Consider the following 19,670-nt stretch of genomic DNA (forward strand, 5'->3'; position numbering starts at 1 on the left):
GGCTTAGTGCTGCGTATCGCGCATGCCTTCCTCACGCAGTTCCATGACGCCCTGCTGGGCATCCTTCACGGCTTTCTGCGCCTTGGCGGCCTGGGTCTTGCGCTCGGCGACCCGGGCGTCCCACTCGGCCTGCTGCGCCAGGCGCTTGGCCTGGTCGTATTCCTTGTCGTTCATGGCGATGCGCGCCTGGCTCAGCTTGTCCTGAGCGGACTTCATCTCGACCGGGGCATATTCCGGACCGCCGGCGCTCACCGCGTTATTCACCGCGGATTCGGTCACGGCGAACTGCTCGGTCGGCGGGTTGCCGGCGCAGCCGGCCAGGACCAGGCTGCTGCCTACGGCCAGCAGGGCCAGCTTGAGGCCACGCAGGGAACCGGTGTGTTGCTTGCTCATCGCTTTTTGCTCCATGGGAAATTTCCTCTGACAGGGATGCTGATTCCTTGGCTTTCATCTCTGGCCATTACCGTGGGCGCGTTTCCGGCCCTCCGGTCTTTTCTTCCTGCTCACTGAGCAAGCCTCTGCCAGGCCTCTGTTTCAGGGGCTTGGCGATTGGCCATGTACTTTTAGTGACTCCCCCGCTGGTTCAGGGGTTCAAAAAAAAATCTGAAATTTTCTGACTGAACAGTCGGCTTCCGGCGTGGTCGCAGAACGCCACCTCTGCTCACTAAAGCCCGTCCTACAGGGCTCTAGTCCACGAAACGCACAACTGCCGCAGCGCTCCAGGACGGAACACTCGGGCAGAAAAAAGCCCCACCTGAGTGGGGCTGGAGGAGGCCAGTGGGGCCTTTTAGAAACGCTTGCGCAACAGTCGCAGACCGTTGAACACCACCAGCAGGCTGGCGCCCATGTCGGCGAATACCGCCATCCACAGGGTGCCTTCGCCTGCCAGGGTAAGGGCGAGGAACACCGCCTTGATGCCCAGGGCCAGGGTGATGTTCTGGACCAGGATCGCGTGGGTGGTGCGCGACAGCCGGACGAATTGCGGCAACTTGCGCAGGTCGTCGTCCATCAGCGCGACGCCGGCGGTCTCGATGGCCGTGTCGGTGCCCGCCGCGCCCATGGCGAAGCCGATGTCGGCGCGGGCCAGGGCCGGCGCGTCGTTGATCCCGTCGCCGACCATGCCGACCCGCGAGCCGTCGGCCTGGCGCGCTTCCACTTCACGCAGCTTGTCCTCCGGCAGGAGGTTGCCGCGAGCTGCGTCGATGCCTACCTGGGCAGCGATGGCGGCTGCGGTGTGCGGGTTGTCGCCGGTGAGCATCAGGGTCTTCACGTCCAGCGCGTGCAGCTCGCGGATCGCCTCGCGGCTGCTGTCCTTGACCCCGTCGGCGACGGCGAAGAGGGCCCGCACGCGCTGCGGATCGCACAGCGCGATGACCGTCTTGCCCTGGCGTTCCAGGGCGTCCAGGCGCTCTTCCAGGGCCGGCGAGCAGAGGCCCAGTTCCTCCACCAGGCGATGGTTGCCGAGGTGGTAGAGGACGCCGTCGATGCGTCCGCTGACGCCTCGTCCCGGCAAGGCGGCGAGGTCCTCGACCACGCCCAGGGCAAGGCCGTCCTCTTCCGCTGCGTTGGCCACGGCGCGCGATACCGGGTGGTCGGAACGCGCGGCCAGGCTGGCGGCGAGCAGGCGCGCATCCGTCCCGTCAGCCTCCGCGATCGGCAGGTAGTCGGTCTGTTGCGGTTTGCCATGGGTGATGGTGCCGGTCTTGTCGAGGGCGACCCAGGACAGCTTGCGCCCGAGTTCGAGGAACACCCCGCCCTTGATCAGGATGCCCAGGCGCGCCGCGGCGGAAAGGCCGCTGACGATGGTCACCGGGGTGGAGATCACCAGCGCGCAGGGACAGGCGATCACCAGCAGCACCAGGGCGCGGTAGATCCAGTCCAGCCAGGCGCCGCCGAACAGCAGCGGCGGCAGCACCGCGGTGGCGAGGGCGATGAGGAATACCACCGGGGTGTAGACGCGGGCGAAACTGTCGACGAAACGCTGGGTCGGTGCGCGGGAACCCTGGGCTTCCTCCACGGCGTGGATGATCCGGGCCAGGGTGCTGTCGTCGGCGCGGCGGGTGACGCGGTACTCCAGCGCGCCCTCGCCGTTGATGCTGCCGGCGAACACCGGCTCGCCGACCTCCTTCTCCACCGGCAGGCTTTCGCCGGTGATCGGCGCCTGGTTGACGCTGGAGCGGCCGCTGGTCACCTCGCCGTCGAGTGCGATGCGTTCGCCGGGCTTCACGCGCACGGTGGCTTCCAGTCCCACTTGCTTGGCCGGCAGTTCCTTCCATTCGCCGCCGACCAGCACGGTGGCCTGTTCCGGAGCCAGTTGCAGCAGGCCGCGGATGGCGTTGCGCGCGCGATCCAGGGACTTCGCCTCGATCAACTCGGCGATGGCGAACAGCACGCTGACCATCGCCGCTTCCGGCCACTGGCCGATAAGCACGGCGCCGGTCACGGCGATACTCATCAGGGCGTTGATGTTCAGGTTACGGTTCTTCAGTGCGATCCAGCCCTTGCGGTAGGTCGGCAGGCCGGCGCCGAGGATGGCCAGCAGGGCGAGGCCGGCGACCACCCAGTCCGGCGCCAGGCCGAACCATTCGACGATCTCCGAGGCCAGCGCCATCGCGCCGGCCAGGGCCAGCGGCCACCAGGGCTTCGCCGGCGCTTGCGAGGGGCCGTCGGTATTTTCGCCGGCATCCAGCGGCACCGCCTGCATGCCGAGGCCGGCGATCAGCTTCTGCAGCGGCTCGACGCTGTCGAAGCGATGCTGGACGCGCAGCAGGCGCTGCATCAGATTGAATTCCAGCGACTCCACTGCCGGCTGGCGACCGAGGGCGTCGCGGATCAGGCGTTCCTCGGTCGGGCAGTCCATCGCTTCGATGCGCAGGTCGCTCCAGCGCAACTCGGCGTTGCCGGCCAGGGTTCCGATGGCGGCCACCGCCGGGCGAGGCGCGTGGCGGTGCCCATGATCATGACCGTGACCCTGACCGTGACAGCAAGTGTCGGCGTGTTCGTGGCTCATGGAAACAATTCCCGTTTGACGTGTTGGGTGCGATTGCACACCCTGTAGCAACTACAGAGTCAAGCGGTACTGCCAATTCGGGTAGCCGCGTCGGCGATTGGAGGAGGGTTGGCATGAAGATCGGTGAGCTGGCGAAGAGAACCGGTTGCCCGGTGGAGACCATCCGCTACTACGAGCGCGAAGGCCTGTTGCCCGAGCCTGCGCGTAGCGAAGGCAACTATCGGCAATACACCCTGGCGCATGTCGAGCGCCTGTCGTTCATCCGTCACTGCCGCTCGCTGGACATGACCCAGGAGGAAATCCGTACCCTGCTGGCGTTGCGCGACCGTCCCGAGGCGGATTGCGGCACCGCCAACCGGCTGATCGACGAGCACCTGCATCACGTCGAGGTGCGCATCGCCGAACTCCAGGCATTGCGCGAGCAACTGCGGGATCTCGGTTCGCGCTGCACGGTCGCCGGCAACAGCCAGGCCTGCGGCATCCTCCGCGAACTGGAGCAGCCCGCGCCGCTGTCGCCAATCGCCGAGGAATGCGCCGAGGCCGGGCACATGCACGTCCCCGGCGTGCACCGCCGGCATGGCTGAAGCCGCGCTCAGTGACTGGAGGTGTCCTGTTGCGCGACCAGTTCGTGCAGGTACTTGCGCGAGAGCGACAGGAAGCGTGGGGTAGGGCCGACATCCTCATAGAGCGGATCGCCCTGTTCGTCGGTGGCCACCACCTGACTCCCCTTCACGTAGGGAAAGCTCGCCTCCAGTTCTTCCAGGGCGGCGCCGACCAGCTCGCCCAGTAGTTCCTCGACGCTGCGCCGCGGATACATCTCGTGCAGCGCGGCGAGGCGCGCGGCGCTTTCGACGTCCAGCGGGATGCTGTAGTGGTTGCGGGCCATGCGGCCCTTGGCGGTGTGTTCCCAATGGCGGACAAGCTCACGGATCTTCATGCTGACCTCTTCAGCCCGGTCGTGGCGGGCGTGCTGGGGGGCCCTCGTGGGGCCGTGCCTCGGTGCGGGCACTTCCTTCAGACTAGACCCGATCGGCGCCGGCAGCCTCGCTTCCGGCCCGGCGGCGCCGTACTGGCACCCTGCGGGCTTGTAAGCGCGGGGGCGCCTGAGCCAAGCTGGTTTCCCACCCGCAGTGGAGACAGGTCATGCCGGAGATCGATGCGCGCCTGCGCGAGGACGTCCACCAACTGGGCGAATTGCTCGGCGACACCATCCGCGAGCAGTACGGCCCGCGGTTCCTCGACAAGATCGAGCTGATCCGCAAGGGCGCCAAGGCTGCCCGCCGCGGTTCCGCGGAGGGCGCCCAGCAGCTCACCGCCACCCTCGACGGGCTCGAGGAAGACGAACTGCTGCCGGTGGCGCGGGCCTTCAACCAGTTCCTCAACCTGGCCAATATCGCCGAGCAATACCACCGTATCCGCCGGCGCCGGCCGAACGAGCCGGAACCCTTCGAGAACCTGGTGCTGGAAGAGCTGCTGGGGCGTCTCAAGGACGCCGGGCATGCCCCCGGGCAACTGGCTCGCCAGCTCGCCGGGCTGGAGATCGAACTGGTGCTGACCGCCCATCCCACCGAGGTGGCGCGGCGCACGCTGATCCAGAAATACGATGCGATCACCGCGCAGCTGGCGGCCAAGGACCATGCCGACCTGCTGCCGGAGGAGCGCAGTCGCATCCAGCAGCGCTTGCAGCGGCTGGTGGCCGAGGCCTGGCATACCGACGAGATCCGCAAGGTCCGGCCGACCCCGGTGGACGAGGCGAAATGGGGCTTCGCGGTGATCGAACATTCTCTCTGGCAGGCCTTGCCGAACGTCCTTCGGCACGTCGACGAGGTACTCCTGCGCAGCACCGGCGAACGCCTGCCGTTGACCGCCGCGCCGCTGCGCTTCGCGTCCTGGATGGGGGGCGACCGCGACGGCAATCCCAACGTCACCGCCAGCGTGACCCGCGAGGTCCTGCTGCTGGCGCGCTGGATGGCCGCCGACCTGTACCTGCGCGATATCGACCGACTGGCCGCCGAGCTGTCCATGCAGCAGGCCTCGCCGCAGCTGCTGGCGCGGGTCGGCGATAGCGCCGAGCCCTATCGCGCCCTGCTCAAGCAATTGCGCGAGCGCCTGCGCGTGACCCGCAACTGGACCCACCAGGCCCTGGCCGGCGAGGTGCCGGCCGCGGAGGGCGTCCTGGAGCACAACCGCGACCTGGTCGAGCCGCTGCAACTGTGCCACGAGTCGCTGCACGCCTGCGGCATGGGCGCGATCGCCGATGGCGCGTTGCTCGACTGCCTGCGCCGCGCCGCCACCTTCGGCCTGTTCCTGGTACGCCTGGACGTGCGCCAGGACTCGGCCCGCCATGCCGCCGCGCTGAGCGAGATCACCGAGTACCTGGAGCTGGGCAGCTACGACGAGTGGGACGAGAAGACCCGCCTGGAATTCCTTCTCGAGGAACTGAACAGCCGCCGCCCCCTGCTGCCGGCGCACTACCAGCCTTCGGCGGATACCGCCGAGGTGCTCGCCACCTGCCGGGCGATCGCCGCCGCACCACCGGCGTCGCTGGGGTCCTACGTGATCTCGATGGCCGGCCAGCCGTCCGACGTGCTGGCGGTGCAACTGCTGCTAAAGGAAAGCGGCGTCGACTGGCCGATGCGCGTGGTGCCGCTGTTCGAGACCCTCGACGACCTGGACAACGCCGGCCCCTGCATGGAGCGCCTGCTGACGCTGCCGGGCTACCGTTCGCGGCTGTCCGGGGTGCAGGAAGTGATGATCGGCTACTCCGATTCGGCCAAGGACGCCGGTACCCTCACGGCGGCCTGGGCGCAGTACCGGGCGCAGGAGAAACTGGTGGAGATCTGCCGCCAGCACGAGGTCGAGTTGCTGCTCTTCCACGGCCGCGGCGGTACCGTCGGCCGCGGCGGCGGGCCGGCCCACGCGGCGATCCTGTCGCAGCCGCCGGGTTCGGTGGCCGGGCGCTTCCGGGTCACCGAACAGGGCGAGATGATCCGCTTCAAGTTCGGTCTGCCGGACATCGCCGAACAGAACCTCAATCTCTACCTCGCCGCAGTGCTGGAAGCGACCCTGATGCCGCCGCCGGCTCCGGAGCCGGCCTGGCGCGCGCAGATGGACCGCCTGGCGAAGGACGCGCTGCTGGCCTACCGCAGGGTGGTGCGCGACGATCCGCAGTTCGTCGAGTATTTCCGCCTGGCCACGCCCGAGCAGGAACTGGGCCGTCTGCCGCTGGGCAGCCGCCCGGCCAAGCGCCGCGAAGGCGGGGTGGAGAGCCTGCGGGCGATTCCCTGGATCTTCGCCTGGACCCAGACGCGCCTGATGCTGCCGGCATGGCTTGGCTGGGAGACCGCCTTGCTGAACGCCATCGAGCGTGGCGAGGGCGCGCTGCTCGGGCAGATGCGCGAGCGATGGCCGTTCTTCACCACCCGCATCGACATGCTGGAAATGGTCCTGGCCAAGGCCGACGCGGATATCGCGCGGCTCTACGACGAACGTCTAGTGCCGCTCGAGCTGCGTCCGCTGGGGCGTCGTTTACGCGACCTATTGTCGCAGGCGGTGCGCGTGGTACTGGGACTGACCGGGCAGTCGCTGCTGCTCGCCCACGCCAGCGAGACCCGCGAGTCGATCAGCGTGCGCAACAGCTATCTAGACCCGCTGCACCTGCTCCAGGCTGAGCTTCTGGCCCGTTCGCGGCGCTGCCGGGGCGACGCCTGCGGCGGCCTGGAGCAGGCGCTGCTGGTGACGGTCGCGGGGGTCGCCGCCGGACTGCGCAACACCGGATGAGGGAAGGCGGGGGGCAACTTTCGGTGTCTTGTGCGGTGGGGGGGCGCTGTGTATCTTGGACAGCCTTTTCGGCGCCATACAGTGCCGTTTCCTGCAAATACGAGATTGGCCCCACGAGGCGGATCCAGACTTTCGCTTACCAATTCTAAGGAGCATATCGATGCGTGTGATTCTGCTCGGGGCACCCGGTGCCGGCAAAGGCACCCAGGCACGGTTCATCACCGAGAAGTTCGGCATTCCGCAGATCTCCACCGGCGACATGCTGCGCGCCGCAGTCAAGGCCGGCAGCCCGCTCGGCCAGCAGGTGAAAGGCGTGATGGACAGCGGCGGCCTGGTATCCGACGACATCATCATCGCCCTGATCAAGGAACGCATCACCGAGGCCGATTGCGCCAAGGGCTTCCTGTTCGACGGCTTCCCGCGGACCATCCCGCAGGCCGAAGCGCTGAAGGACGCCGGCGTGACCATCGACCATGTGGTCGAGATCGCCGTCGACGACGAGGAGATCGTGTCGCGTATCGCCGGTCGTCGCGTGCATCCGGCCTCCGGCCGCGTGTACCACACCGAGCACAACCCGCCGAAGGTCGCCGGCAAGGACGACGTTACCGGCGAAGAGCTGATCCAGCGCGAGGACGACAAGGAAGAGACCGTGCGTCACCGCCTGTCGGTCTACCATTCGCAGACCAAGCCGCTGGTCGACTTCTACCAGAAGCTGTCGGCCGCCGAAGGCACCCCGAAATACCACAGCATCGCCGGCGTCGGCTCGGTCGAGCAGATCACCGCGAAAGTGCTTTCGGCCCTGAGCTGATCCGCAGCGCTGTAGCACCGACGGCCCGCTTGCGGGCCGTCGGCGTTTCCGGGGCGGCGAAGGCTGGTACAATCGGCGTCTTTTTCACCACGCGGAACCGTCGATGTCCACTCTGTTGGCCCTGGATACCTCCACCGAAGCCTGCTCCGTCGCCCTGCTCCACGAGGGGCGGGCGCTCAGTCACTACGAGGTGATCCCGCGCCTGCACGCCCAGCGCCTGCTGCCGATGGTCCGCGACCTGCTCGACGAGGCCGGCGTCGCCCTGTCCGCGGTGGACGCCATCGCCTTCGGGCGCGGTCCGGGCGCCTTCACCGGCGTGCGCATCGCCATCGGCGTGGTCCAGGGCCTGGCCTTCGCCCTGCAGCGCCCGGTACTGGCGGTCTCCGACCTGGCGATCCTGGCCCAGCGGGCCTACCGCGAGCAGGGTGCGGAGCGGGTCGCCGCGGCCATCGACGCGCGGATGGACGAGGTCTACTGGGGTTGCTACCAGTTGCAACAGGGCGAGATGCGCCTGGCCGGCAGCGAAGCGGTACTGCCGCCCGAGCGGGTCGCCGTACCGTGGGACGCCGCTGCCGCGGACTGGTTCGGCGCCGGCACCGGCTGGGGCTACGTCGAGCGCATGCCGCAGCGCCCGGCCGCGCTGGACGCGAGCCTGCTGCCGCATGCCGAGGACTTGCTCAGCCTGGCCGGCTTCGCCTGGGCGCGCGGCGAAGGCGTGGAGGCGGAACAGGCGCTGCCGGTGTACCTGCGCGACAACGTGGCGACGCCGAAAAAAGCGCCCTGAAAATGCCGCGCAGCGGTAATTGCCAAGCCTTTCGGGGCTGGCTAGAGTGTGGAGACTTCCCCGGGTTTTGATCATGCTTATCGACGGACTTTCTTCCTCTTCGTTGTCGCTGGAGCGCAGCGCCCGACCGGGCTCCGCGGTCACGCCGTATCGCGACGTGCAGCGCGAGGTCGAGGCGCGGCGCGAGCAGCCGGCGCCGGTTTCCGGCAGCCAGGGCTTCGAGCAGGCGCCGCAGGCGCGCAAGGTCCAGGCCAGTTCGGCGGGCGGCGACAGCCTGCCGGTCAGCGCCCGCGACCTGCTGGCGTTCCAGCGCCCGGTAAGCAGCCATGCGGCGATGGCCCTGGCCAGCTACAACTCCACCGCCAGCCTCAACATCGACGCCGGCGCCGAGGATGTCCTCGGCCTCGACCTCTACGCCTGAGCGGTTCCCTGCGCTCCCGTGGTTTCCCTTCCTTATTTCCTCGGTTGTCCATCCTGGAACGAGGCGGCCTGGCGCGGCAGCTTCTATCCGCGCGAATTGCGTTCCGCCGACTACCTCGGACACTACGGCGGCATCTTCAACGCGGTCGAGGGCAATACCACCTTCTATGCCCGGCCTTCGGCGGAAACCGTGCGGCGCTGGGCCGAGACGATGCCGGCGGGGTTCCGCTTCTGTGCCAAGTTTCCCCGCGATATCAGTCACGAAGGCGACCTGCGCGAACGGCTCGAGGCCGCCGGCGACTTCCTCGAACTGCTGGCGCCGCTTGGCGAAAGGGTCAGCCCGCTGTGGCTGCAACTGTCGGCGGCGTTCACCCCGCAGCGCCTGGGCGAACTGCTGTATTTCCTCGATGAGCTGAGTCCGCGACGGATTGCCGTGGAAGTACGCCACCCGGCGTTCTTCGACAAAGGCGAGGACGAGCGCCTGCTCAACCGCCACCTGCGCGAGCGTGGCGTGGAGCGCATCTGCCTGGATTCGCGGGCGCTGTTCAGTTGCCGTTCGGACGATCCGGCGGTGCTCCACGCCCAGTCGAAGAAGCCGCGCCTGCCGATCCGTCCGGCGGCCTTCAGCGATACGCCACAGGTGCGTTTCATCGGCGGTCCCGACCTGCCGGCCAACGAGGTGTTCCTTTTGCCCTGGGTCGACAAGGTGGCCGACTGGATCGAGGCCGGCCTGACTCCATACGTATTCCTGCATACCCCCGACAATCACCTGGCGGCCCAGCAGGCCCAGCGTTTCCATGCGCTGCTGGGCCAGCGCCTGCCAGGCTTGCCGGCGCTACCCGAGCCGATCCCGGCCCCGGAAGTGGAGCAACTGGGCCTGCTCTGAGCGCGGCGCTCGACGCTCCGCCGGCCTGCGCCTAGGCTAGGGAGTCCTTTCCCCGCCACGGAGCCCGCCGCCATGACCAGCCAACGCCAACGCGCCGAACGTTTCCGCGACCTGCACCAGGGGCCCGGCATGCTGGTCCTGCCCAATCCCTGGGATGCCGGTTCGGCGAAGATGCTCGCCAGCCTCGGCTTCGATGCCCTTGCCACCACCAGCGCAGGCCTGGCGTTCTCCCTGGGCCGGCGCGACGCGGAAGGCGCGGTGAGCCGGACCGAGGCGCTGGAAAACGCCCGGGCGATCGTCGCCGCCACCGATCTGCCGGTCGCCGCCGACCTGGAAAACGGCTACGGCGATGCTCCGCAAGACTGCGCCACGACCATCCGCCTGGCCGCCGAGGCCGGTCTGGTCGGTGGTTCCATCGAGGATGCCAGCGGGCGCGCCGGACAGCCCATCTATGAGTTCTCCGCCGCGCTGGAGCGGGTCGCTGCCGCGGTCGAGGCTGCCCGTGCGTTGCCATTTCCGTTCACCCTCTGCGCCCGCGCGGAGAACTTCCTGCATGGTCGCGAGGATCTCGACGACACCCTGCGGCGTCTGCGCGCCTACGCCGATGCCGGCGCCGATGTGCTCTACGCGCCCGGTTTGAACCGCCGCGAACAGATCGTCGCGGTGCTCGAAGCGGTGGCGCCGAAGCCGATCAACGTGCTGGTCGGTTCGCCGCGCCTGGAGCTGTCGCTGGACGAGCTGGAAGCCCTCGGCGTCAAGCGCGTGAGCCTGGGCTCGAATCTTGCCCGGGTCGCCTTCGGCGCTTTCCATCAGGCGGCGCAGGCGCTGGCGCGGCGCGACCTGGAAGCGACCCGTGCGGCGATGCCTTTCGACCGCATCAACGACCTGTTCCGCTGAACCCGTGCGCCGCCTGGCCTGGTTGCTGCCATTACTGCTGCTGGCGGGGGCCGTCGGCGCCCTGCGCTACCAGTGGCTCGATCTGCCGGCGCGCTGGAATCCCTGGCTGCCGCTGGACGTGCGCGAACCGCCGAACCTGCTGACCCGCTACAAGCTATGGCGGCTGGCCGACGACCGGAGCCTCTGCGACGCCGCCCTGGCCACCTCGCAACTGCGCTACCAGCGGGTAGCCGACGACCCGCCATCGGCTACCTGCCCGTTGAGCAACAGCCTGCGCGTGCGTGGGGCGGCGCTGGAGTTGAGCAGCAGCTTTCTCGCCAGTTGCCCGCTGGCGGTGAGCTATGCGTTGTTCGAGCGGCACGTGCTGCAACCGGCAGCCCTGGACATCTATGGCCAGCCGCTGGCGCGGGTCGAGCATGTCGGCAGCTTCGCCTGCCGCAACGTCTACAACCGCGAGGACGGTCGGCGCAGCCAGCATGCCTCGGCCAATGCCCTGGACATCAGCGGCTTCCGCCTGGCCGACGGGAGGCGGATCCGCCTGGCCACGGACTGGGCCGGCGAGAGCGCCGACGGGCGCTTCCTGCGCCGCGTGCGGGACGGCGCCTGCGCCAGTTTCAATGCGGTGCTGGGGCCCGACTACAACGCCGCCCACCGGGATCACTTCCACCTCGACATGGGCCTATGGAAGGTCTGCCGGTGAGCGCGTGCGGGTCAACTCTGGCAAAATCCGCGCTTTCCCCGACGATTGCCCGACCATGACCGATTCCGCCGCTCCTCGCCTGCATGTCCAAGCCCTGTCCGCCGATTGCGCCGAGGCTGCGCGGCGCTGGGCGGAGCGGCTCGGCCTGCCGCTGGCGGCGGACGACGAGGCGGAGTTCGCCGTGCAGGTCGGCGAGCAGGGCTTGCAGGTCTTGCAACTGGGGGCGGACTCCCCCGGTCCGGTGCGGGTCGATTTCGTCGAGGGCGCCAGCGCCCACCGGCGCAAGTTCGGCGGCGGCAGCGGACAGATGATCGCCAAGGCGGTCGGCGTCCAGCCAGGCATCCGTCCGCGGGTCCTGGACGCCACGGCCGGCCTGGGCCGGGATGGGTTCGTCCTCGCCAGCCTGGGCTGCGAGGTGACCCTGGTCGAGCGCCAGCCGCTGATCGCCGCCCTGCTCGAGGATGGCCTGGAGCGCGCCCGGCGCGATCCCGACGTGGCGCCGATCGCCGCGCGGATGCGTCTGCTCGGCGGCAACTCGGCGGACCTGATGCGCGCCTGGGATGGCGAGGCGCCGCAGGTGGTCTACCTCGACCCGATGTTTCCCCATCGCGACAAGAGCGCATTGGTGAAGAAGGAAATGCGTCTGTTCCGGCCGCTGGTGGGCGACGATCTCGACGCCCCGGCGCTGTTGCAGGCGGCCCTGGCCCTGGCCAGCCACCGGGTGGTGGTGAAGCGCCCGCGCAAGGCGCCGATCATCGAAGGGCCCAAGCCCGGCTATAGCCTGGAAGGCAAGTCCAGCCGCTACGACATCTATCCGAAGAAAGCCCTGGGCAAGGGCTGAGTGTCGACACCGCAGGGAGGCGGCGAGCATGCAGCAGACCATCGATTGTCCGATTCGCCGGCGCCTGGCGCACCTGCCCTGGGCCAACGACGGGCGTGCCGGCGCCCGCCACTGGCTGGAGATGCAGCGCGATCCGCTGGCCTGGTTGCAGAAGATGCACGTCGCGCAGCCGGACCTCGCGGTCGCCCGCATGGGCCCGCAGCGCCTCTGGTGCCTGTTCCATCCGCAGGCGGTGCAGGAATTGATGGTCGATCGCCGCGATGACCTGCAACGCTGGCAGCCGGCGCTGTGCATGCTGAAACAGTGGAACGGGCGCAGCTTCATGATGCGCGAGGGCGCCCCCGCCCAGGCCCGGCGCAAGGAGGTACGGCCGCACCTGGCGCCGCCGCCGGCCAGCGAGGTTCGCCGCCTGGCCGCGGAGTGGGGCGAGCGGGTGGAGGAGGGGCGCGAATACGACCTCGACCTGGAAATGGCTGCGTTCAGCGTCACCCTCAGCGGTCACGCGCTGTTCGACGTCGACCTGCAACCGTCGGCCTATCGGATCGCCAAGGCGGTGCGCCTGCTGTCGCGGGTGGCATTGCTGGAAATGAGCACCGGCCTGCCGCTGGGCCACTGGTTTCCGAGCAAACTGTGTCCGCGCAAGCGCTGGGCGCTGGGCCAGTTGCGCGAGGCGGTGGGTGAGGTGGCGGAGCGCTCGCCGCGGCCGCTGGCGGACCTGCGCGATGAACTCTGCACCCTGCTCATGGCGTCCCACCAGTCCACCGGCGTGACCCTGACCTGGAGCCTGTTGCTGCTGGCCCAGCGTCCCGAGTTGCTCGCGCGGCTACGCGCCGAGCTGGCGCGAGTGAATTGGACGGCGATCCGCTCGGTCGCCGACCTGCGCGATTGCGCGCTGCTCAGGGCGGTCCTGCAGGAGTGCCTGCGCCTGTACCCGCCGGCCTACGGCCTGGCGCCGCGGCAGGTGACGGCGGACATCGAGGTGTTCGGCCAGCGGCTGAAGCGCGGCGACGTGACCATGGTCTCGAGCTGGATCACCCAGCGCGATCCCCGTTGGTTCGAGGCGCCGCTGGAGTTCCGTCCCGAGCGCTTCCTCGAACCGGCGCGCTGGCCGCGTGGCGCCTACTTCCCCTTCGGCCTCGGTGACCGCGCCTGCCCCGGCACCGCGATGGCGATGATCGATCTGGCGGCGGCGCTGGCCTACTGGGTCGAGCACTGGGACATCATGCACGACGGCGACCTGGCGCCGCGCGGCTGGTTTTCACTGCGTCCGCAGCGAGCGCGGGTGCGTTTCCGCCGTCGCGCCTGAGCCGCGTCAGCCGCCCGCGGCGAAGGCGCGCAGGAACAGCGCCACCACCTCTTCCACGTGCCGCTCGCCTTCGGCCTCGTCCAGCGGTTCGGCGCAGCCGATCAACAGACGGTAATTGGCGCAGCCCTTGACCAGCATGAAGAAGTGTTCGGCGGCGTGGCGCGCGTCCGGGAACGCCAGCTTGCCGCTGCGGCGGGCCTGCTCGAGGAGGCGTTCCATCTCGTCGATCACCTGCTTCGGCCCGGCCTCGAAGAACAGCTCGGAAAGCTTGGGGTTCTGCCCGGCCTGCGCGGCCATCAGGCGGGTCAGGGCGATCGCCTCGTGGCTGTTGATCAGCCGGTGGAAGCCGCGGGCGATATTCAGCAGGACCTTTTCCAGCGGCGCGCCTTCGGCCAGCTGGAAGTACAGGGCGGGAAGCTGCTCGGCGCACTTGGCCTTCACCGCTTCGCTGAACAGGGTTTCCTTGTCGGTGAAGTGGCTGTAGACGGTGAGCTTGGAAACGCCGGCTTCCGAGGCGATGGCTTCCATGCTGCTGCCGTCGTAGCCGTTGCAGAGGAACAGGCGCTTGGCCGCCTCGAGAATGGCTTCCCGTTTGGCCGGGTCCTTGGGCCGGCCGGGACCGACGGAGGAGGTGGGTTCTGACATGCGCTTATACAATTGAAATACTGGACTGATGGGTTCTGTATTTTTACTATACCGCCCAGTATAAGAACTCGAACGCAGTTTGCGGAAGGTGTCACATGTACCGCCATATCCCGCTCGTCGCCCTGTCCCTGCTTTCCTCCCTGTTCCTCGCCGCCTGCGGCAACGGCACGCCGCCGCCAGCCGCGGCGCGTCCGGCGATCGTCGTCCAGCCCCAGCCGGCGGGGGAGGTGAGCCAGGCCTTTCCCGGCGAGATCCGCGCCCGCCACGAGCCGGAGCTGGCCTTCCGCATCGGCGGCAAGGTCATCCGCCGGCTGGTGGAAGTCGGCGAGCGGGTGAAGAAGGACCAGCCCCTGGCCGAACTCGATCCCCAGGACGTGCGCCTGCAACTGGAGGCGGCGCGGGCCCAGGTCAGTGCCGCCGAGGCCAATTTGCAGACCGTGCGCGCCGAGTACCGGCGCTACCGCACCTTGCTCGACCGCAACCTGGTCAGCCATTCCCAGTTCGAGAACATCCAGAACAGCTACCGCGCCGGCGAGGCGCGGTTGAAGCAGATCCGCGCCGAATTCAACGTCGCCGACAACCAGGCCGGCTACGCCGTGCTGCGCTCGCCCCAGGATGGCGTGATCGCCAGCCGGCGCGTCGAGGTGGGCCAGGTGGTGGCGGCCGGGCAGACGGTCTTCAGCCTGGCCGCCGACGGCGAGCGCGAGGTGCTGATCGGCCTGCCGGAACACAGCTTCGAACGTTTCCGCATCGGCCAGCCGGTGTCGGTCGAACTCTGGTCGCAACGCGACAGACGCTTTGCCGGGCATATCCGCGAGCTTTCGCCCGCGGCCGATCCGCAATCGCGTACCTTCGCCGCCCGGGTGGCCTTCGACGACCGCGCGACTCCGGCCGAACTGGGCCAGAGCGCGCGGGTCTACGTCGCCGCCGCCGAGGCGGTGCCGTTATCGGTTCCCTTGTCGGCGCTGACCGCAGAGGCCGGCCAGGCGTTCGTCTGGGTGGTCGAACCGGGCAGCTCGACCCTGCGCCGGCAGCCGGTGCGCACCGGTCCCTATGCCGAGGACCGGGTGCCGGTGCTCGAAGGCCTGAAGTCTGGCGACTGGGTGGTGGCCACCGGGGTCCAGGTGCTTCGCGAAGGGCAGCAGGTGCGTCCGATCGACCGGGCCAACCGCACGGTGAAACTGGCGGCCAAGGAGTAGTCGCATGTCCTTCAACCTTTCCGCCTGGGCGTTGCAGAATCGCCAGATCGTCCTGTACCTGATGATCCTGCTTGGCGCGGTTGGCGCGCTGTCCTACAGCAAGCTGGGGCAGAGCGAAGACCCGCCGTTCACCTTCAAGGCCATGGTGGTGCAGACCAACTGGCCGGGCGCCAGCGCCGAAGAGGTGGCCCGGCAGGTCACCGAGCGTATCGAGAAGAAGCTGATGGAAACCGGCGACTACGATCGCATCGTGTCCTTCTCCCGCCCCGGCGTCTCGCAGGTGACCTTCATGGCCCGCGAGGACATCCATTCCAGCGAGATCCCCGAACTCTGGTACCAGATCCGCAAGAAGATCAGCGACATTCGCGCCACCTTGCCGCAAAGCATCCAGGGCCCGTTCTTCAACGACGAGTTCGGCACCACCTACGGCAACATCTATGCGCTCACCGGCAAGGGCTTCGACTATGCGGTGATGAAGGACTATGCCGACCGCCTGCAACTGCAATTGCAGCGGATCAGGAACGTCGGCAAGGTCGAACTGATCGGCCTGCAGGACGAGAAGATCTGGATCGACCTGTCCAACACCAAGCTGGCCACCCTCGGCCTGCCCCTGGCGGCGGTGCAGAAGGCGCTGGAGGAACAGAACGCGGTGGCCTCCTCCGGGTTCTTCGAGACCGCCAGCGACCGCGTGCAATTGCGCGTTTCCGGGCGTTTCGATTCGGTGGAGGAGATCCGCGACTTCCCCATCCGCGTCGGCGACCGCACCTTCCGCATCGGCGACGTGGCCGAGGTTCGCCGCGGCTTCAACGATCCGCCGGCGCCGCGCATGCGCTTCATGGGCGAGGACGCCATCGGCCTGGCGGTAGCGATGAAGCCGGGCGGCGACATCCTGGTGCTGGGCAAGGCCCTGGAAACCGAGTTCGCCCGCCTGCAGCAGTCGCTGCCGGCCGGACTGGAACTGCGCAAGGTGTCCGACCAGCCGGCGGCGGTACGTACCGGGGTCGGCGAGTTCATCCGGGTGCTGGCCGAGGCGCTGGTGATCGTCCTGCTGGTGAGCTTCTTCTCCCTCGGCCTGCGCACCGGCCTGGTGGTGGCGCTGTCGATCCCGCTGGTGCTGGCGATGACCTTCGCCGCCATGCATTACTTCGGCATCGGCCTGCACAAGATTTCCCTCGGCGCCCTGGTGCTGGCGCTGGGATTGCTGGTGGACGACGCGATCATCGCGGTGGAGATGATGGCGGTGAAGATGGAGCAGGGCTACGACCGCCTCAAGGCGGCCAGCTTCGCCTGGACCAGCACCGCCTTCCCGATGCTCACCGGCACCCTGATCACCGCCGCCGGCTTCCTGCCGATCGCCACCGCGCAGTCCGGCACCGGCGAATACACCCGCTCGCTGTTCCAGGTGGTGACCATCGCCCTGGTGGTCTCCTGGTTCGCCGCGGTGGTCTTCGTTCCCTACCTGGGGGCCAAGCTGCTGCCGGACCTGGCCAGGTTGCACGCGGAGAAGCACGGCGGCAGCGCCGATGGCTACGATCCCTATGCTACGGCCTTCTACCAGCGCTTCCGGCGTCTGGTGGAGTGGTGCGTGCGCTACCGCAAGACGGTGATCGTCCTAACCCTCGCCGCCTTCGTCGGCGCGCTGCTGCTGTTCCGCCTGGTGCCGCAGCAGTTCTTCCCGCCCTCGGCGCGCCTGGAGCTGCTGCTGGACATCAAGCTGGCGGAGGGCGCCTCACTGCGCTCTACCGGCGAGGAAGTCCAGCGCCTGGAAAAAATGCTGCAGGGCCATGACGGCATCGACAACTACGTGGCCTACGTCGGCACTGGCTCGCCCCGCTTCTACCTGCCGCTGGACCAGCAATTGCCGGCGGCCAGCTTCGCCCAGGTGGTGGTGCTGGCCAAGGACCTGGAGAGCCGCGAGGCGCTGCGCAAGTGGCTGATCGAGCGGATGAACGAGGACTTCCCGCACCTGCGCAGCCGCATCAGTCGCCTGGAGAACGGGCCGCCGGTGGGCTATCCGGTGCAGTTCCGGGTTTCCGGCGAGGACATCCCGCAGGTTCGCGAACTGGCGCGCAAGGTCGCCGACAAGATGCGCGAGAACCCGCACGTGGTGAATGTGCACCTGGATTGGGAAGAGCCGAGCAAGGTGGTGTACCTGAGCATCGACCAGGAGCGCGCCCGTGCCCTGGGGGTGAGCACCGCCAGCCTGTCGCAGTTCCTGCAGAGCGCGCTGACCGGCTCGCACGTGAGCTTCTTCCGCGAAGACAACGAGCTGATCGAGATCCTCCTGCGCGGCACCGAGCAGGAGCGTCGTGACCTGTCGTTGCTGCCGAGCCTGGCGGTGCCGACCGAGAATGGCCGGAGCGTGGCGCTGTCGCAGATCGCTACGCTCGAATACGGCTTCGAAGAGGGCATCATCTGGCACCGCAACCGCCTGCCGACGGTCACCGTGCGCGCCGATATCTACGACGATTCGCTGCCGGCGACCCTGGTCGCGCAGATCGCCCCGACCCTGGCACCGATCCGCGCCGAGTTGCCGGACGGCTACCTGCTGGAGGTGGGCGGCACGGTGGAGGACGCGGCGAAGGGCCAGAGTTCGGTGAACGCCGGCGTGCCGCTGTTCATCGTGGTGGTGTTGAGCCTGCTGATGGTGCAGTTGCGCAGCTTCTCGCGGATGGCGATGGTATTCCTCACCGCACCGCTGGGCCTGATCGGCGTGACCCTGTTCCTGCTGCTGTTCCGCCAGCCGTTCGGCTTCGTGGCGATGCTCGGGACCATCGCCCTGGCCGGCATGATCATGCGCAACTCGGTGATCCTGGTGGACCAGATCGAACAGGACATCAGCCATGGACTGGATCGCTGGCACGCCATCATCGAGGCTACCGTGCGGCGTTTCCGGCCCATCGTGCTGACCGCGCTGGCGGCGGTGCTGGCGATGATCCCGCTGTCGCGCAGCGTGTTCTTCGGGCCGATGGCGGTGGCGATCATGGGCGGGCTGATCGTCGCCACCGTGCTCACCCTGCTGTTCCTGCCGGCGCTCTATGCCGCCTGGTTCCGCGTGAAGAAGGACGAGGCGCGGGCCTGACGGGAGAAGGGGACGGGGCGATCGCGCCCCGTCCGTCGACTCACCTGGCCGCGCCGAAGACCTTCTTGGCCAGGCTGGTGGCGGCCGCCGCCGGGTTCTGGCGGATGCTCTTCTCCTGCTTGGCGATCATCTCGAAGAGCCCGTCGAGGGCCTGTTCGGTGACATAGCCCTCGACGTTGGCGCTCTTCGCATCGACCACCCCAAGGGTCGCCGCCTGGCTGGCGAAGGCGTTGTACTGCTTGACCAGGCCGACCTCGTCGGTGGCCTGCTTGACGATCGGCAGGAACTTCGCGCGCAGCTGTTCGCGGCTGGACTTGTCCAGGTATTCGGTGGCGGCGTCGTCACCGCCCTTGAGGATGCCCTTGGCGTCGGCCACGGTCATCTTCTTCACCGCCTCCACCAGCAGGCCCTGGGCCTGCGGCACGGCAGCCTCGGCGGCGCGGTTCATGCTCGCCTCGAGCTGGTCGACCTGGGCGCCCATGCCGAACTGCTTCATCAGCTTCGCCGCCTTGCCCAGCTTGCCGGGCAGTTCGATGCGCACGTCCGGGTTGTTGTTGAAGCCGCCCGGCTGGCCAAGCTGGCGGACGGCGATCTGCGCGCCCTGGGTCAGGGCGTCCTTCAGACCGCTGGAGGCGTCGTTCTGCGACAGGTCGGCGAGGGACAGGGCGAGGGCGTTGGCCGAGAGCAGCAGGCCGGCGCAGAGGGCAGTGAGTCGGAACATGACAGCGTCCTTGATGTGGAACGTACGGGGTATCCGGCCGCTCGTCGTGAGGTGGATCGGCAACCGGTAGCGAATAGGAGGTGGAGTGTACTGGAGGGAACCGCCGGTTCGCACCGGCGGCATGCCGCGGTGTGCTTCAGCGCGCCGATTCGACCTGCACGCGATAGGGCTGCGGGTCGCTGCCGTCGAGTTTCACCGAGTGGCGGGTGGTGTTGATGAACAGCAACTGGCCGTTCAGCTCGATGCGCGCGCTCACCGCATAGCTGTGGCCCGGCTTGACCTGCTTCGGGTCGTACTCCAGGTGGAACGCCAGCGGCACCTGGCTGGTGATCTCGCGGGTCTGGCTGGCCAACTGCACCGAGGGGGCGTCGGCCAGGGACACGTCTTCCAGGCTCACGCTCAGGCGCGCCGAGGGCGGCAGGGCGATACGCTCGCGGTAGAAGACCTCACCATCGAAGCTGGCGTTCGAAGTCGATTGCTGGGTACCGCAGCCGGCGAGAATGCTGGCGGCGAGCAGCAATGGCAGTTTTTTCATGGGAGCCTCCTTTCAGACGGAACAAAAAAACGAGCGGGCCTCTGACCCGGGAAACC

At 68.3% G+C, this 19,670-nt stretch carries 18 protein-coding genes; 12 read left to right on the forward strand and 6 right to left on the reverse strand.

The window, feature by feature from the left end; translation table 11 throughout:
• Nucleotides 1–3: 3 nt before the first annotated feature.
• Nucleotides 4–408 (reverse strand): DUF4398 domain-containing protein, encoded by a 405-nt coding sequence (locus tag LJF27_RS05215; protein WP_003092495.1) that lies wholly within the window; start codon nt 406–408, stop codon nt 4–6.
• A 379-nt stretch (nt 409–787) separates the two neighbouring features.
• A complete protein-coding gene (locus LJF27_RS05220; protein WP_023117125.1) occupies nt 788–3,010 on the reverse strand; it encodes a heavy metal translocating P-type ATPase in 2,223 nt (740 codons plus the stop codon).
• A 113-nt stretch (nt 3,011–3,123) separates the two neighbouring features.
• Here LJF27_RS05220 and cadR point away from each other — a divergent pair, with 113 nt between their 5' ends.
• Nucleotides 3,124–3,594: a Cd(II)/Pb(II)-responsive transcriptional regulator gene (cadR, locus tag LJF27_RS05225; protein ID WP_003103716.1), complete on the forward strand. Its 471-nt coding sequence runs from the start codon at nt 3,124–3,126 to the stop codon at nt 3,592–3,594.
• 8 nt (nt 3,595–3,602) lie between these two features.
• Here cadR and LJF27_RS05230 read toward each other — a convergent pair whose 3' ends face one another.
• Nucleotides 3,603–3,947, reverse strand: coding sequence for a hypothetical protein (locus LJF27_RS05230; protein WP_003092488.1), 345 nt, complete (start codon nt 3,945–3,947; stop codon nt 3,603–3,605).
• Between the two features lie 206 nt (nt 3,948–4,153).
• On the opposite strand from LJF27_RS05230, the gene ppc reads away from it, so the two are divergent.
• The 9 genes from ppc to LJF27_RS05275 all read left to right on the forward strand — a co-directional run bounded on the left by ppc (nt 4,154) and on the right by LJF27_RS05275 (nt 13,432).
• Nucleotides 4,154–6,790 carry a phosphoenolpyruvate carboxylase gene (gene ppc / locus LJF27_RS05235; protein WP_023117124.1) on the forward strand — a complete coding sequence of 879 codons (2,637 nt, stop codon included), beginning with the start codon at nt 4,154–4,156 and terminating at the stop codon, nt 6,788–6,790.
• A 160-nt stretch (nt 6,791–6,950) separates the two neighbouring features.
• On the forward strand, nt 6,951–7,598 hold the full coding sequence (adk, locus tag LJF27_RS05240; RefSeq protein WP_003092485.1) for an adenylate kinase: 648 nt from the start codon (nt 6,951–6,953) through the stop codon (nt 7,596–7,598).
• A 103-nt stretch (nt 7,599–7,701) separates the two neighbouring features.
• Nucleotides 7,702–8,382 (forward strand): tRNA (adenosine(37)-N6)-threonylcarbamoyltransferase complex dimerization subunit type 1 TsaB, encoded by a 681-nt coding sequence (tsaB, locus tag LJF27_RS05245; RefSeq protein WP_003092483.1) that lies wholly within the window; start codon nt 7,702–7,704, stop codon nt 8,380–8,382.
• A gap of 73 nt (nt 8,383–8,455) precedes the next feature.
• Nucleotides 8,456–8,803, forward strand: a complete 348-nt coding sequence (locus tag LJF27_RS05250; protein WP_023102897.1) for a hypothetical protein — start codon at nt 8,456–8,458, stop codon at nt 8,801–8,803.
• 18 nt (nt 8,804–8,821) lie between these two features.
• Nucleotides 8,822–9,688: a DUF72 domain-containing protein gene (locus tag LJF27_RS05255; RefSeq protein WP_003098658.1), complete on the forward strand. Its 867-nt coding sequence runs from the start codon at nt 8,822–8,824 to the stop codon at nt 9,686–9,688.
• 72 nt (nt 9,689–9,760) lie between these two features.
• On the forward strand, nt 9,761–10,585 hold the full coding sequence (locus LJF27_RS05260; protein WP_003098657.1) for an isocitrate lyase/PEP mutase family protein: 825 nt from the start codon (nt 9,761–9,763) through the stop codon (nt 10,583–10,585).
• A 4-nt stretch (nt 10,586–10,589) separates the two neighbouring features.
• Nucleotides 10,590–11,285 carry an extensin family protein gene (locus tag LJF27_RS05265; protein WP_003113852.1) on the forward strand — a complete coding sequence of 232 codons (696 nt, stop codon included), beginning with the start codon at nt 10,590–10,592 and terminating at the stop codon, nt 11,283–11,285.
• 55 nt (nt 11,286–11,340) lie between these two features.
• Complete coding sequence (locus LJF27_RS05270; protein WP_003113853.1) at nt 11,341–12,126, forward strand: class I SAM-dependent methyltransferase; 786 nt, start codon at nt 11,341–11,343, stop codon at nt 12,124–12,126.
• Between the two features lie 28 nt (nt 12,127–12,154).
• Nucleotides 12,155–13,432, forward strand: coding sequence for a cytochrome P450 (locus tag LJF27_RS05275; RefSeq protein ID WP_017148395.1), 1,278 nt, complete (start codon nt 12,155–12,157; stop codon nt 13,430–13,432).
• 6 nt (nt 13,433–13,438) lie between these two features.
• On the opposite strand, the gene mexL is transcribed toward LJF27_RS05275, so the two are convergent.
• Complete coding sequence (gene mexL / locus LJF27_RS05280; RefSeq protein WP_003098648.1) at nt 13,439–14,077, reverse strand: efflux system transcriptional repressor MexL; 639 nt, start codon at nt 14,075–14,077, stop codon at nt 13,439–13,441.
• Nucleotides 14,078–14,172: 95 nt separating this feature from the next.
• On the opposite strand from mexL, the gene mexJ reads away from it, so the two are divergent.
• Together mexJ and mexK are read left to right on the forward strand one after the other, a co-directional pair.
• Nucleotides 14,173–15,276 (forward strand): multidrug efflux RND transporter periplasmic adaptor subunit MexJ, encoded by a 1,104-nt coding sequence (gene mexJ, locus LJF27_RS05285; RefSeq protein WP_023117123.1) that lies wholly within the window; start codon nt 14,173–14,175, stop codon nt 15,274–15,276.
• 4 nt (nt 15,277–15,280) lie between these two features.
• Nucleotides 15,281–18,358, forward strand: a complete 3,078-nt coding sequence (mexK, locus tag LJF27_RS05290; RefSeq protein ID WP_023117122.1) for a multidrug efflux RND transporter permease subunit MexK — start codon at nt 15,281–15,283, stop codon at nt 18,356–18,358.
• A gap of 40 nt (nt 18,359–18,398) precedes the next feature.
• Here mexK and LJF27_RS05295 read toward each other — a convergent pair whose 3' ends face one another.
• Nucleotides 18,399–19,079, reverse strand: a complete 681-nt coding sequence (locus tag LJF27_RS05295) for a DUF4197 domain-containing protein (RefSeq protein WP_003111961.1) — start codon at nt 19,077–19,079, stop codon at nt 18,399–18,401.
• Between the two features lie 136 nt (nt 19,080–19,215).
• Nucleotides 19,216–19,614, reverse strand: coding sequence for a YbaY family lipoprotein (locus LJF27_RS05300; RefSeq protein WP_003098642.1), 399 nt, complete (start codon nt 19,612–19,614; stop codon nt 19,216–19,218).
• Nucleotides 19,615–19,670: the final 56 nt, after the last annotated feature.

Origin of the sequence: Pseudomonas sp. 203-8 (assembly GCF_020708595.1) — a bacterium.
GTDB classification, from domain to species: Bacteria; Pseudomonadota; Gammaproteobacteria; order Pseudomonadales; family Pseudomonadaceae; genus Pseudomonas; species Pseudomonas aeruginosa.

Excerpts from the sequence above, each read along its gene's own strand:
- mexL (WP_003098648.1), bottom strand. The coding sequence starts at position 14,077 with ATGTCAGAACCCACCTCCTCCGTCGGTCCCGGCCGGCCCAAGGACCCG.
- mexK (WP_023117122.1), top strand. The coding sequence starts at position 15,281 with ATGTCCTTCAACCTTTCCGCCTGGGCGTTGCAGAATCGCCAGATCGTC.
- ppc (WP_023117124.1), top strand. The coding sequence starts at position 4,154 with ATGCCGGAGATCGATGCGCGCCTGCGCGAGGACGTCCACCAACTGGGC.
- tsaB (WP_003092483.1), top strand. The coding sequence starts at position 7,702 with ATGTCCACTCTGTTGGCCCTGGATACCTCCACCGAAGCCTGCTCCGTC.
- LJF27_RS05275 (WP_017148395.1), top strand. The coding sequence starts at position 12,155 with ATGCAGCAGACCATCGATTGTCCGATTCGCCGGCGCCTGGCGCACCTG.
- LJF27_RS05300 (WP_003098642.1), bottom strand. The coding sequence starts at position 19,614 with ATGAAAAAACTGCCATTGCTGCTCGCCGCCAGCATTCTCGCCGGCTGC.
- mexJ (WP_023117123.1), top strand. The coding sequence starts at position 14,173 with ATGTACCGCCATATCCCGCTCGTCGCCCTGTCCCTGCTTTCCTCCCTG.
- LJF27_RS05250 (WP_023102897.1), top strand. The coding sequence starts at position 8,456 with ATGCTTATCGACGGACTTTCTTCCTCTTCGTTGTCGCTGGAGCGCAGC.
- LJF27_RS05270 (WP_003113853.1), top strand. The coding sequence starts at position 11,341 with ATGACCGATTCCGCCGCTCCTCGCCTGCATGTCCAAGCCCTGTCCGCC.
- LJF27_RS05295 (WP_003111961.1), bottom strand. The coding sequence starts at position 19,079 with ATGTTCCGACTCACTGCCCTCTGCGCCGGCCTGCTGCTCTCGGCCAAC.
- LJF27_RS05220 (WP_023117125.1), bottom strand. The coding sequence starts at position 3,010 with ATGAGCCACGAACACGCCGACACTTGCTGTCACGGTCAGGGTCACGGT.
- LJF27_RS05215 (WP_003092495.1), bottom strand. The coding sequence starts at position 408 with ATGGAGCAAAAAGCGATGAGCAAGCAACACACCGGTTCCCTGCGTGGC.
- cadR (WP_003103716.1), top strand. The coding sequence starts at position 3,124 with ATGAAGATCGGTGAGCTGGCGAAGAGAACCGGTTGCCCGGTGGAGACC.
- adk (WP_003092485.1), top strand. The coding sequence starts at position 6,951 with ATGCGTGTGATTCTGCTCGGGGCACCCGGTGCCGGCAAAGGCACCCAG.
- LJF27_RS05260 (WP_003098657.1), top strand. The coding sequence starts at position 9,761 with ATGACCAGCCAACGCCAACGCGCCGAACGTTTCCGCGACCTGCACCAG.
- LJF27_RS05230 (WP_003092488.1), bottom strand. The coding sequence starts at position 3,947 with ATGAAGATCCGTGAGCTTGTCCGCCATTGGGAACACACCGCCAAGGGC.